The sequence below is a fragment of the Stenotrophomonas sp. YJH_SMC_8 genome (genome assembly GCF_059371315.1).
The window spans coordinates 183,346-196,048 of record NZ_JCAFUL010000008.1 but is presented as its reverse complement, the minus strand read 5'-3'; the positions used below and the strand labels follow the sequence as shown (position 1 = coordinate 196,048).

Below are 12,703 nucleotides of genomic sequence, written 5' to 3'. Positions count from 1 at the left end.
ATTCAGCAGGACTGACGCATGGATCTGGGTATCACTGGTCGCTGGGCACTGGTCTGCGGCGCAAGCAAGGGGTTGGGCCTGGGCTGCGCACGTGCACTGGTGCGCGAGGGCGTGAACGTGGTGATCGTGGCGCGTGGCGAGGCTGCACTGCAGGTCGCTGCCGACGAACTGCGTGCACTGCCCGGTGCCGGTGAGGTACGCACCGTCGCTGCCGACGTCACCACCGAGGCCGGCCGCACGGCGGCGCTGGCCGCCTGCCCGCAGGTGGACATCCTGGTCAACAATGCCGGTGGCCCGCCGCCGGGCGATTTCCGCACCTTCGAGCGCGAGGATTGGATTGCCGCGCTGGATGCCAACATGCTGGCGCCGATCGCGCTGATCCGCGCCACCGTGGACGCGATGATCGAGCGCGGCTTCGGCCGCATCGTCAACATCACCTCGTCTGCGGTGAAGGCACCGATCGACATCCTGGCACTGTCCAACGGCGCGCGCAGCGGCCTGACCGGTTTCGTCGCCGGCCTGTCGCGCCGCACGGTGGCCCACAACGTCACGATCAACAACCTGCTGCCCGGCCAGTTCGACACCGATCGCCTGCGCGCCAACTTCGCCCACAGCGCCGGCAAGGACGGCGACGCCGGTGAAGTCGCTGAACGCCGGCGCCAGCAGATTCCCGCCGGCCGCTTCGGCACGCCGGACGAATTCGGCGCCGCCTGCGCCTTCCTGTGCAGCGCACAGGCCGGTTACCTCACCGGGCAGAACCTGCTGATCGACGGCGGCGCCTACCCCGGTACGTTCTAAGAGACTTTCGCAATGCCGTCCCACTTCGATGCCCGCCATGTCCGTCGCGCGTTCGCGCGTGCCGCCACCAGTTACGACGCTGCCGCCGCCCTGCAGCGCGAGGTGCAGTCGCGGCTGATCGAGTCGCTGGACTACCTGGAGGCACGCAAGCCCGAGGTGGTGCTGGACATTGGTTCCGGCACCGGCCACGCCAGTGCGCTGATGAAGAAGCGCTGGCCGAAGGCTCAGGTGATCGCGCTGGACGTGGCGCTGCCGATGCTTGACCAGGCCAAGCGCCAGGCCGGCTGGTGGAAGCCGTTCCAGCGCCTGTGCGGCGACGCCGCTGCGCTGCCGCTGGCCGACAACAGCGTGGACGTGATCTTCAGCAACCTGTGCCTGCAGTGGGTAGACGACCTGCCGGCGGTGTTCGCCGGGTTCCGCCGCGTGCTCAAGCCCGGCGGCCTGCTGCTGTGCTCGACGTTCGGCCCGGAAACGCTGATCGAACTCAATGAGGCGTTCGCCGCCGCCGATGATCGTCCGCACGTGAGCCGCTTCGCGCAGATCGCGCAGTTCGGCGACGCGCTGATGATGGCCGGCTTCCGCGACCCGGTGCTGGACCGCGACCTGTTCACCCTGACCTACGACGACCTGCCCTCGCTGATGCGCGAGCTGCGCGCGATGGGCGCGACCAATGCGCGGGTAGACCGCCGCCATACCCTGACCGGTCGCGGGCGTTTCGCCGCCGCCGCGGCCGCGTACGAACCGATGCGTCGCGCCGACGGCAAGCTGCCCAGCAGCTGGGAAGTGATCTACGCCCACGCCTGGGCCCCGGACCCCGGCGCGCCGATCCGCGAAGGCGGGCATGACGTGGCCGCGGTGCCGGTGTCGGCGATTCCGATCCGGCGCAAGCAGACCTGATCGAAAGCCGCCGGGCATGGCCCGGCGCTACCGGGCGCGCGATAGGGGCCGCGCCGGGTGCACCAATGGGTAGCGCCGGGCCATGCCCGGCGAGCGCAGCGGCGCGGCCGCCGCTCAGGTATTGGCCGGCGAACTCAGCGGCGGGCGCACCAGGTCACGGTGGAAGAAGTAGATCTCCTGCACCAGGAAGCGCCAGCTGGTATGGAAGCTGCGGAAACGCGTGCTGGGTGTGGACGAGGCCAGCGCATCGATGCCCAGCGCCTTGCTCAGGCGCAGCGCGCGCGCCATGTGCAGCGGGTCGCTGACGATGATCACCCGGTGCAGGTCGCGCTGGTCCATCAAGCGCTTGGCTTCCACCAGGTTCTGCACGGTATTGCGCGAGGCGGTCTCGATCAGGATGGCGTCGTCCGGCACGCCATGCTTCAGCGCGTAGCGCCGCGCCACCTGCGATTCGGAGAAGCGCGCACCGGTGCCACCATAGCCACCGGTGAAGATCAGCAGCGGCGCATAGCGTGCTTCATACAGATCCAGCCCATGGCGGATGCGTTCTTCGAACACCGGTGACGGCTTGGCGTCGTAGGCGGCGGCACCCAGCACGATGATGGCGTCGGCCTTGGCGGCCTGGTCGCGTTCACCCACCCAGACGATCCAGGCGGTCACGCCCAGCAGCCAGATCACCAGCAGCACGAACAGCCGCCACAACCAGCCCAGCAGGCCGGTGCGTTCGCGGTGCCGCCCGCGGCTCACGCCGCCCCCCAGCGCAGGGCTGGCAGGTCGACGTTGCCGCCGGACAGCACCAGGCCCACGCGCAGGCCGGCGAAGCGCTGCGGCTGCGCCATCACCGCAGCCAGCACGGTGGCCGAAGAGGGTTCCACCACCTGCTTGAGCACGTCCCACAGCAGGCGCATCGCCACCAGCGTCGCGGCGTCATCGACCACGATCACCTCGGCACCGGCGGCGCGCAGCAACTCGAAATTGGGCGCGCCGATCAGGGTACGCAGGCCATCACAGATGGTGTCCGGGGTGAACGCGCGCTGCCGCTCGCCGGTGGCCAGCGAGCGCGCGGTGTCATCGGCACCGGCCGGCTCGGCCAGAATCAGACGCGTGTGCGGACTGGCGTGCTGAAGGGCCAGCGCGGTACCGCTGGCCAGGCCACCGCCGCCCACCGGCACCACCAGCACATCGAACGGGCCGTCGCTGTGCAGCAGTTCCAGGGCCGCAGTGCCCTGCCCTGCCATCACCGCCGGGTCCGTATACGGATGGACCAGGGTCGCGCCGGTATCGGCCTGCACCCTGGCACAGGTGGCCTCGCGGTCGGCGATGGTCGGCGGGCAGCGCCAGAGCGTGGCGCCGTGGCGGGCGATGTTGGCCAGCTTGGCGGCCACCGCCCCTTCCGGCACCACCACATGGCAGGGGATGCCCCGGGTGCGTGCGGCCAGGGCCAGCGCAGCACCGTGGTTGCCGGAGGAATGGGTCACCACGCCAGCAATTGCACGATCAGCATCAAGCGACCACACCGCATTGCAGGCACCACGGAACTTGAATGCGCCACCGCGCTGCAGGTGCTCGGCCTTGAACGCCAGCTGTGCGCCGGTCATCGCATCGAGCGTGCGCGAGCGCAGCACCGGGGTCACGCTGGCATGCGGGGCGATCCTCGCAGCAGCAAGCAGGACGTCATCGGCGCGGGGCAACAGTGAATCGCTCATGACGCAAGATTAACGTATGCCCCTGCGCTGGCGACCGGGGCACAGGTCATGCCAGCATGCAGGCCTACGCCTCCATTCATCCTGGCCAGCCGAATTAAGGGCCGATTCAATGCCCGCGCACGAAGCTGGCTGCACACCCGTCCTCTGGGGGGACCCACCATGAAAATGCGCCTGTTGCTTGCCGGTGGCCTGTTGCTGGGCCTGACTGGCTGCACCACCTACGACTATGTAGGCGGTGGCCGCGGTGGCGGCTACTACCACGGCGCGCCGTCGGTGGAGTACCGCTACCCGGCCGGCTATCCCTACAACTACGGCTACCCGTACTACGGTGGCTATGGCGGCTATTACGGCGGCTATGGCAACCCGTACTACTCGCGCCCGATCTACCGCCCGCCGCACAACCACCGCCCGCCGCCGCGTCCGCCCGGCAACGGTGGCGAGAACCGTCCGCCGCCGCCGCCGCGGCCGTCGTACAACGGCGGTTCCCCGTGGCGGAACATGGATTCGATGCGCCGCCCGCCGCAATCGAACATGCAGCCGCCGGCGCCCGCGCCGCAGGCCCGCCCGGCCCCGGCACCGAGTGCGCCGAGGATGAACGGTTCCCCCTGGCGCAACATGGATCGTGGGACGCAGCGCACAGTTGAGCGCTGAACCGTCTTGCATTTCACACGGTCTAAGCCGCAATCTACGCGGACAGTGACGGCCCGCGTCACAAAGTGACAAAAACGACACGGGCCGCCGCAAAAAGCTCTACGTCGATATCCGACAGGAACATCTGGATCCCCCCTGTTCCGGCCCTGTCGGATGTCGGCACCTCTGAAGGCAGACGGCCCCGCAATGCGGGGCCGTTTGTTTTGGACCGGGGTCGCCGAGCCATCCACGCATGGCGTGGATCAACCGGGCATTGCGCGCCACGGGCTTCCACGGGTGGCGTGGATCGACCCTGGGGCCGTCATCAGCAGATCCACGCCATGCGTGGATGAAGCTCTCCCGACAACCCCAAAAAAACAGGGCCGGACAGTCCCCCGACTGCCGGCCCTCTGCTCCCCCACCGTGCGCCTGTACCGGCCCCTGTTCCAATTCCGGTCACGGGCGCCTACGGCGCCAGCCACGATGGGTGCTATTGGGTTATCTGCAAAAATCCTGCCAACTTTAGGGCCGATTTCGCCGCCAACTGACCGGCGCCGGCGTCCGGGCCCCGAATGGCGCTAAAATCGCCACCCCGGCGCCGCCCCCGGCCGCGCCTGCCCCCAGCTGAACAGCCCCCATGAACCTGTCCTTCCATCGTTACGACGTCATCGTCATCGGCGGTGGCCACGCCGGCACCGAAGCCGCGCTGGCCGCAGCCCGCACCGGCGTGCGCACCCTGCTGCTGACCCACAACATCGAAACCGTGGGCGCGATGAGCTGCAACCCGGCCATCGGCGGCATCGGCAAGGGCCATCTGGTCAAGGAAATCGACGCCCTGGGCGGTGCGATGGCGCATGCCGCCAACCGTGCCGGCATCCAGTGGCGTACGCTCAACGCATCGAAGGGCCCGGCCGTGCGTGCCACCCGTTGCCAGGCCGATCGCAACCTGTACCGCATGGCGATCCGCGCCATCGTCGAAGGCCAGGCCAACCTGACGGTGTTCCAGGCCGCGGTCGATGACCTGGTGATCGAAGGCGACGCCGTGCGCGGGGTCATCACCCAGACCGGGCTGCGCTTCGACGCCGAGGCGGTGGTGCTGACCGCCGGCACCTTCCTGGCCGGCAAGATCCATGTCGGCCCGACCCAGTACGCCGCCGGCCGCATGGGCGACCCGCCGGCCACCACGCTGGCCGCGCGCCTGCGCGAGCGTCCGTTCCAGGTCGACCGCCTGAAGACCGGCACGCCGCCGCGCATCGATGGTCGCTCGCTGGACTACAGCGTGATGGACGAGCAGCCGGGTGATTCGCCGCGGCCGGTGATGTCCTTCCTCGGCTCGGTGGACGAACATCCGCAGCAGGTCAGCTGCTGGATCACCCACACAACCGAGCAGACCCACCAGATCATCCGCGATGCGCTGCACCGCTCGCCGCTGTACAGCGGCCAGATCGAAGGCATCGGCCCGCGCTACTGCCCCTCCATCGAAGACAAGGTGGTGCGCTTCGCCGAGAAGGCCAGCCACCAGATCTTCGTCGAACCCGAAGGCCTGGGCATCGTCGAGATCTACCCCAATGGCATCTCCACCTCGCTGCCGTTCGACGTGCAGCTGGAGATGGTGCGCAGCATCCGCGGTTTCGGGAACGCGCACATCACCCGCCCCGGCTATGCGATCGAGTACGACTTCTTCGACCCGCGCGGGCTGAAAGCCTCGCTGGAAACCAAGCTGATCAACGGCCTGTTCTTCGCCGGCCAGATCAACGGCACCACCGGCTATGAAGAAGCCGCCGCGCAGGGCCTGCTGGCCGGCCTCAACGCCGCACGCCAGGTGCGCGGGCTGGACGGCTGGTGCCCGCGCCGCGACGAGGCGTACCTGGGCGTGCTGGTGGATGACCTGATCACCCATGGCACCAACGAGCCGTACCGCATGTTCACCAGCCGCGCCGAGTACCGCCTGCAGCTGCGCGAAGACAACGCCGACCAGCGCCTGACCCCGGCCGGCCGAGAGATGGGCCTGGTCGACGACCGCCGCTGGAACGCGTTCGAGACCAAGCAGGCCGCCGTCGCCGCCGAGCGCGCGCGCCTGGGTGCGCTGTGGGCGACCCCGGCCAATGCGCTGGGCCGTGAAGTGCAGGAAACGCTGGGCGTGGCGGTCAGCCGCGAAACCAATGTGCTGGACCTGATCAAGCGCCCCGAGCTGGATTACGCGCAGCTGATGCAGGTGCCGTCGCTGGGCCCGGCCGTGGCCGACGGCAAGGTGGCCGAACAGGTGGAGATCGGCGTGAAGTACGCCGGCTACCTGGACCGGCAGCGCGAGGAAATCGAGCGCCAGCAGCGGCATGAGGCCACGCCGATCGCCGAGGCATTCGACTATGCGACCGTGCGCGGGCTGTCGGCCGAGGCGCTGCAGAAACTGGAGCGCGTGCGCCCGCAGACCATCGGCCAGGCGCAGCGCATTCCGGGCATGACCCCGGCGGCGATCTCGCTGCTGCTGGTGCACCTGGAGCGGGCGCGCCGCGGCCGCGTGGCGTAACGCGCCGCTGCGCTCGCCGGGCATGGCCCGGCGCTACCGTGCATTGGCAGGGATTCATCCACGCATGGCGTGGATCTACTGCCACTCTGGTGGGTGCCGACCTTGGTCGGCACGCATTTTCATATCGCGATGCTGCATGCATTTGTGCCGACCAAGGTCGGCACCTACCAAGGCGTCCCGTCCCGGTAGATCCGCGCCATGCGTGGATGAAGGCCTTTGTGCCGACCAAGGTCGGCACCCACCGGAGCGGAAGACACACCCACCGGAACGAACGCGCTACCGTGCGTCGGCGCCGCCGCCCAATACCTTGAACAAGGTCACCCGGTTGCCTGCTTCCTGCTGCTGCAGCGCGATCAGGTCCTGCTGCGCGGCGTACAGGCTGCGCTGTGCATCCAGCGACTGCAGGTAACCATCCAGCCCGGTGCGGTAACGCGCGTCGGCCAGCGTGTAGCTGCGCTGGCTGGCAGCGACCAGCGCGCGCTGCGCGTCCATCTGCGCGGTCAGGTGGTCACGCGTGGCCAGCGCATCGGCCACTTCGCTGAAGGCCTGCTGGATCGCCTTCTCGTACTGCGCGATGCCGATGTCCTTACCGATCTTCGACGCATCCAGCGACGCCTTCAGTGCGCCGGCATGGAAGATCGGCGCGGTGATGCTCGGCGCGAAAGACCAGCCACGGGTGCCGGCCGAGAACAGCGTCGACAACGCGGTGGAGCTGTGGCCGTAGTTGGCGGTCAGGGTCAGCGTGGGGAAGAACGCGGCGCGCGCGGCGCCGATATCGGCATTGGCCGCCTGCAGCGCGTGTTCGGAGGACAGCACATCCGGGCGCTGCAGCAGCACGCTCGACGGCAGGTTGGAAGGCAGCGGAGCCAGCGCCACGGTGCCGTCCAATGCCTGCGCGCTGGGCAGCAACGCCGCATCCAGCGGCGCCCCCACCAACAGCTGCAATGCATCACGATCCTGCGCCTGCTGGGTCTGCAGCTTGGCCAGCGCACCGCGCGCGGCTTCCACGCTGGTCTGTACCTGCGACAGGTCCAGCCCCGAGGCCAGCCCCTGCGCATGGCGGGCCTCGGTGCGCTGCAGGGTCTGCTGCTGGCTGTCCAGGGTCTGTTGCGTGAATGCCAGCGACTGCCCATCGGCCGCCAGCGCCAGCCACGCCGTCGCCACTTCGGCGACCAGGCTGGTGCGCGCCGCACGCTGGTTCTCGGCACTGGCCAACCAGTTCTGCAGGGCCTCGTTCTTCAGGCTGCGGATGCGTCCGAACAGGTCCAGCTCCCAGCTGCTGATGCCGACCTGCACTGCATCGGATTCGGTCACCTGGGTGGCCCCGGTCTCACTGTTGGCATCGCTCACGCGCGAGCGGGTGACGCTGCCGCTGGCATCCACCGACGGCAGCAGCGCCGCGCGCTGGATGCGGTACTGCGCGCGTTCCTTCTCCACCTGCAGCACCGCTACACGCAAGTCGCGGTTGTTCTGCAGCGCCAGCGCGATCACCTGCTGCAGGCGCGGTTCCAGGAACACCTCACGCCATGCCGGCATCGCCAGCGCAGGATCAGCCTCGCCGGTGGCCGCATTGCCGAACTGCACCGGCACCGGCGCCTCGGGGCGCTGGTAACGCGGCGCCATGCTCACGCAGCCACCGAGCACAGCGGTCATCGTTGCGGCCGCCAGGGCGCGCAGCAGCATCGGCTTCATGGGCTTGCCTCCGGGGCAGTGGCGTGGGTCGCTGCGCGCCCCGGGAACAGGCGGCGCACCAGCAGGTAGAACAACGGCACGAAGAACATGCCCAGCACCATCGAGGCGACCGTGCCGCCGGCCACGCCGGTGCCCAGCGAACGGCGCGCTGCCGAACCGGCGCCGGTGGCGAACACCAGCGGCAGCACGCCCATCAGGAAGGCCAGCGAGGTCATCACGATCGGCCGCAGCCGCAGGTAGACCGCCTGCAGGATCGCCTCGCGGGTGCTCTTGCCCTGCTGTTCGAGGATGCGCGCGAACTCGACGATCAGGATGCCGTTCTTGGCCGCCAGGCCAATCGTGGTCAACAGGCCGACCTGGAAATACACGTCGTTGTTGAGGCCGCGCAGGTTCATCATCAGCACCGCGCCGAACACGCCCACCGGCACGGCCAGCATCACCGCGAACGGCACCGCCCAGCTTTCATACAGCGCGGCCAGGCACAGGAACACGAACAGCAGCGAGATGGCGTACAGCATCGGTGCCTGGTTGCCCGACAGCTGTTCCTGGTAGGCCATGTCCGACCAGGCGTGGCTGAAGCCTTCCGGCAGCGTGTCGGCCAGGCGCGCGATCTCGGCCATCGCCTCGCCGGAGCTGACGCCGGGCGCCGGCTGGCCGGTGATCTCCATCGCCGAGATGCCGTTGTAGCGCTGCAGTGCGGCCGGTGCGCTGGACCAGTGCGCGCTGACCAGCGATGACAGCGGCACCATCTGCCCGGCCTGATTGCGCACGCTCCAGCGCTCGATGTCCTGCGGCTGCATGCGCGCTTCGGCGGTGCCCTGGATGAAGACCTTCTTGATGCGACCCTTGTAGATGAAGTTGTTGACGAAGTCGCCACCCAGCGCGGCATTCAGGGTGTCGTTGATGTCCTGCGGATTCACGCCCATCGCCTGTGCCTTGGCGTCGTCCACCTTCACCGCGTACACCGGCGCGTCTTCCAGGCTGGCATAGCGCACGTTGACCAGCTTCGGATCCTTGGCAGCTTCCTTCAGCAGGGTGTTGCGAGCGGCCACGGCGGCGGCATGGCCGGCACCGCCTTCGTCCTGCAGTTCCAGGGTGAATCCGCCCGCATCACCCAGGCCGAGGATGGCCGGCGGCGAGGTGATGAACACCTGCGCATCGGGCACGCTGGCCATGGCCTTGGTCAACCGTGCGGCGATGGTATCGGCATCGTCCTTGCGGTCATCCCAGTCCTTCAGGCGGATGAAGGCCTGGCCGACGTTCTGGCCGCTGCCGGTCACGCTGAAGCCGGCGGTGGCCTGGATCGACAGCACGCTGTCGTCTTTCACTGCGGCGGCACTCAGGCGGTCCATCACCGCGCGGGTCTGCTCCAGGGTGGAGCCGGCCGGCAGCTTCACCAGTGCATTGAGCATGCCCTGGTCCTCGTCGGGCAGGAACGCGCCGGGCAGGTGCCACAGCAGCAGGCCGGTGACCACGCTCAGCACGAGGTAGAACACCACGCCCAGCGTGCGCCGGCCGAGGAAGCCATCCACGCGTCGGCGCAGCCCGTTGGAGGTGCGCTCGAAACGGTGGTTGAACCAGATGAAGAACTTGCCCAGCAGGCTCGGTTCGCCTCCGTGGTCGCCATGCGGATGGCCGCCCTTGGGAATCTGGTGCAGGATGCTGCCGCACAGTGCCGGGGTGATGGTCATCGCGACCAGGACCGACAGGATCATTGCTGCAGCAATCGTCACCGAGAACTGGCGGTAGATCACGCCGGTGACACCGCTGAAGAACGCCATCGGCAGGAACACCGCGGTCAGCACCAGCACGATGCCGACCAGCGCGCCGGTGATCTGGCCCATCGCCTTCAGCGTGGCCGGCTTCGGCGCCAGCCCTTCGAAGGTCATCACCCGTTCCACGTTCTCCACCACCACGATGGCATCGTCCACCAGCAGGCCGATGGCCAATACCAGCGCGAACATGGTCAGCGTGTTGATCGAATAGCCGAACGCGGCCAGCACGCCGAACGTGCCCAGCAGCACCACCGGCACCGCGATGGTCGGGATCAGGGTGGCGCGCCAGTTCTGCAGGAACAGGTACATCACCAGCACCACCAGGATGATCGCCTCGATCAGGGTGATCACCACTTCCTTCAGCGAGATGGTCACGAACGGTGTGGTGGTGAAGGCCACGTGGGCGGTGTAGCCATGCGGCCAGTACTTCTGCAGCTGCTGAAGCCGTGCATCGATGGCCTTGGACACGGCGATGGCGTTGGCACCGGCATTCAGTTCGATACCCAGCGACGCAGACGGCTTGCCGTTGAAGGTGCTGATGCTGTCGTAGCTCTCCGGGCCCAGGCCAATCTTCGCCACGTCGCCCAGGTGCACCACGCTGCCGTTGGCGTCGGCCTTCAGCACCACCTGCGCGAACTGTTCGGGCGTGTGCAGGCGGCTGCGCGCGGTCACCGTGGCGTCGAGCTGCTGGCCCTTCAGCGCCGGCTGGCCGCCGAGTTCACCGGCCGATACGTCGGTGTTCTGTGCCTGCAGCGCGATCTCGATGTCCGACGGCATCAACGCGTACTGGCGCATCTTCTCCGGGTCCAGCCAGATGCGCATGGCGTACTCCTGGCCGATCGGCTGGATGTTGCCGACACCACTGACGCGGCTGATCTGGTCATCGATGCGCGCTTCCATGAAGTTGGCGACATCGAAGTTGTCCATGCTGTCGTCTTCGCTGGTGAACGACAGCACCTCGAAGATCGAACCACTGGACTTGGTGATGGTCAGGCCATTCTGCTGCACCGCCTGCGGCAGCGTGGCCATGGCCGCCTGCAGCTGGTTCTGCACCTGCACCTGCGCGGTGTCCGGGTTGGTGCCGGTGGCGAACACCAGGTTGACCTGCGCCGAGCCATCCGAGGCACTGGTCGAGGTCATGTACATCAGGTGATCGAGGCTCTGCTGCGACTGCTCGATGACCTGGGTGACCGCGTTTTCCACGGTCTGCGACGACGCACCGGTGTAGGTGGCACGGATGGTGATGGTCGGTGGCGCGATCTGCGGATAGCGGTCCACCGGCAGGATCAGGATCGCAAGCAGGCCGAGCAGGCTGACCGCGATGGCGATCACCCAGGCGAAGATCGGCCGGTCGATGAAGAAACGAACCATGTGCGGCAGGCCTCAGTGCGACTTTTCGTCGGTGTTGCCGTTCGGGTCGATCGCCGGCATCGCCGCCAGCTGCGCCGTCGTCGCCGCCACCGCCTTCACCTGCTGGCCCAGTGATACCGCACTGCCGTTGCTGACGATCACCCGTTCGCCGGTCTTGAGACCATCGGTGATCTGCCACTGGTTGCCGACCACCTGGCCGGTGCTGACCCGGCGCTCGACCACATGGTCCTTGGCGTCGAGCAGGCGCAGCAGCGGCTCGCCGCGTTCGTTGCGCGTCACCGCCTTCTGCGGCACCAGCAGCGCGCGCGCGTCGGTGGCCATCGGCAGCACCGCCTTCAGGTACATGCCGGGCAGCAGCAGGCCGTCCGGGTTCGGGATGACCGCACGCAGCACCACGTTGCCGGTGCCCGGATCCACCGCGCTGCCGACGAACTCCAGCGTGCCTTCGTGCGCATAGGTGCTGCCGTCCTCCAGCAGCACCTTCACCTGTGCCTTGCCATCGATGGCCTTCACCAGGCCGGCATCGAGCTGCTTGCGCAGCGCCAGCATCTGCGTGCTGGACTGGGTGACATCCAGGTATACCGGGTCCAGCCGCTGGATGGTGGCCAGCGCGGCGTCCTGTCCGGCTGCGACCAGCGCACCCGCGGTCACGCTGGAGGTGCCGATGCGACCGTCGATGGGGGCGGTCACCCGGGTGTAGTCGAGGTTGATGCGGGCGGCCTGCAATGCAGCGCGCGCGGCAATCACGTTGGCCTGCGCCTGCTTCAGCGCCGAGGTGGCGTCGTCGGCATCCTGCTTGCTGGCCGCATCCATGCTCACCAGCGCGCGGGTGCGCTCGGCCTTCGGCTGTGCCGACAACACGGTGGCCTCGGCCTGCGCCAGCTGCCCGCGGGCGGTATCGAAGGCCGCCTGGTAGGGCGCCGGATCGACCTGGTACAGCAGCTGCCCTGCCTTGACCTGCTGGCCTTCGGTGAACAACCGCTGGCGGATCAGGCCGCCGATCTGCGGCCGCACCTCGGAGATCTCGAACGGCACGGCGCGGCCGGGCAGCGTCTGCTGTAGTGCCAGCGGCTGCGCGCTGGCCGTGATGACGCCCACTTCGGGCATGGCCGGTGCTTCAGTCCTGCCCGCCGAACAGGCCGCCAGGGCCAGCAGCAGGGGCAGCAGCAGGGGACGCGGGGAACGGGACAGCGGGCGCAGGAGGGACATGGGGGGCGTGGGGGCCTTGCGTTGACCCGTGCACGCTGCCGTGGAACTGTGCAGAGAATATGGAGATTGTGCGACCGGCTCAGCTGGCGCTTGCTTTC

9 protein-coding genes are annotated in these 12,703 nt (G+C 68.3%); 4 read left to right on the top strand and 5 right to left on the bottom strand.

What is annotated here, in order from left to right:
- Positions 1-18 precede the first annotated feature (18 nt).
- Positions 19-798: an SDR family oxidoreductase gene (locus tag AC5P88_RS12270; RefSeq protein WP_286074467.1), complete on the top strand. Its 780-nt coding sequence runs from the start codon at positions 19-21 to the stop codon at positions 796-798.
- A 12-nt stretch (positions 799-810) separates the two neighbouring features.
- The gene (gene bioC, locus AC5P88_RS12265; protein ID WP_106550015.1) at positions 811-1,695 is read left to right on the top strand and encodes a malonyl-ACP O-methyltransferase BioC; all 885 of its coding nucleotides are present in this window, start codon (positions 811-813) and stop codon (positions 1,693-1,695) included.
- Between the two features lie 114 nt (positions 1,696-1,809).
- Here the strand turns inward: bioC and AC5P88_RS12260 are convergent, their stop codons facing one another.
- Complete coding sequence (locus AC5P88_RS12260; protein ID WP_164137902.1) at positions 1,810-2,454, bottom strand: YdcF family protein; 645 nt, start codon at positions 2,452-2,454, stop codon at positions 1,810-1,812.
- On the bottom strand, positions 2,439-3,401 hold the full coding sequence (locus tag AC5P88_RS12255) for a pyridoxal-phosphate dependent enzyme (RefSeq protein ID WP_106550017.1): 963 nt from the start codon (positions 3,399-3,401) through the stop codon (positions 2,439-2,441). Before AC5P88_RS12255 ends, AC5P88_RS12260 begins: the two co-directional genes overlap by 16 nt.
- A 159-nt stretch (positions 3,402-3,560) precedes the next feature.
- Between AC5P88_RS12255 and AC5P88_RS12250 the strand changes: the two genes are divergently transcribed.
- Entirely contained in the window at positions 3,561-4,052 is a 492-nt protein-coding gene (locus AC5P88_RS12250) for a hypothetical protein (protein ID WP_495225149.1), read from the top strand.
- Positions 4,053-4,668: 616 nt separating this feature from the next.
- Positions 4,669-6,558 carry a tRNA uridine-5-carboxymethylaminomethyl(34) synthesis enzyme MnmG gene (gene mnmG / locus AC5P88_RS12245; RefSeq protein WP_495225148.1) on the top strand — a complete coding sequence of 630 codons (1,890 nt, stop codon included), beginning with the start codon at positions 4,669-4,671 and terminating at the stop codon, positions 6,556-6,558.
- 276 nt (positions 6,559-6,834) lie between these two features.
- On the opposite strand, the gene smeC is transcribed toward mnmG, so the two are convergent.
- Genes smeC through smeA form a run of 3 tightly spaced genes read right to left on the bottom strand, consistent with a single transcriptional unit; the run spans position 6,835 to position 12,605 of the window.
- Entirely contained in the window at positions 6,835-8,250 is a 1,416-nt protein-coding gene (gene smeC, locus AC5P88_RS12240; protein WP_495225147.1) for a multidrug efflux transporter outer membrane subunit SmeC, read from the bottom strand.
- Entirely contained in the window at positions 8,247-11,396 is a 3,150-nt protein-coding gene (gene smeB, locus AC5P88_RS12235) for a multidrug efflux RND transporter permease subunit SmeB (RefSeq protein WP_495225146.1), read from the bottom strand. The genes smeC and smeB overlap by 4 nt, the downstream gene beginning before the upstream one ends.
- A 12-nt stretch (positions 11,397-11,408) precedes the next feature.
- Positions 11,409-12,605, bottom strand: a complete 1,197-nt coding sequence (gene smeA, locus AC5P88_RS12230) for a multidrug efflux RND transporter periplasmic adaptor subunit SmeA (protein WP_106550021.1) — start codon at positions 12,603-12,605, stop codon at positions 11,409-11,411.
- Positions 12,606-12,703: the final 98 nt, after the last annotated feature.

Coding starts and splice junctions, on each gene's coding strand:
- bioC (WP_106550015.1), top strand. CDS start 811: ATGCCGTCCCACTTCGATGCCCGCCATGTCCGTCGCGCGTTCGCGCGT.
- AC5P88_RS12270 (WP_286074467.1), top strand. CDS start 19: ATGGATCTGGGTATCACTGGTCGCTGGGCACTGGTCTGCGGCGCAAGC.
- AC5P88_RS12250 (WP_495225149.1), top strand. CDS start 3,561: ATGAAAATGCGCCTGTTGCTTGCCGGTGGCCTGTTGCTGGGCCTGACT.
- mnmG (WP_495225148.1), top strand. CDS start 4,669: ATGAACCTGTCCTTCCATCGTTACGACGTCATCGTCATCGGCGGTGGC.
- AC5P88_RS12255 (WP_106550017.1), bottom strand. CDS start 3,401: ATGAGCGATTCACTGTTGCCCCGCGCCGATGACGTCCTGCTTGCTGCT.
- smeB (WP_495225146.1), bottom strand. CDS start 11,396: ATGGTTCGTTTCTTCATCGACCGGCCGATCTTCGCCTGGGTGATCGCC.
- smeA (WP_106550021.1), bottom strand. CDS start 12,605: ATGTCCCTCCTGCGCCCGCTGTCCCGTTCCCCGCGTCCCCTGCTGCTG.
- smeC (WP_495225147.1), bottom strand. CDS start 8,250: ATGAAGCCGATGCTGCTGCGCGCCCTGGCGGCCGCAACGATGACCGCT.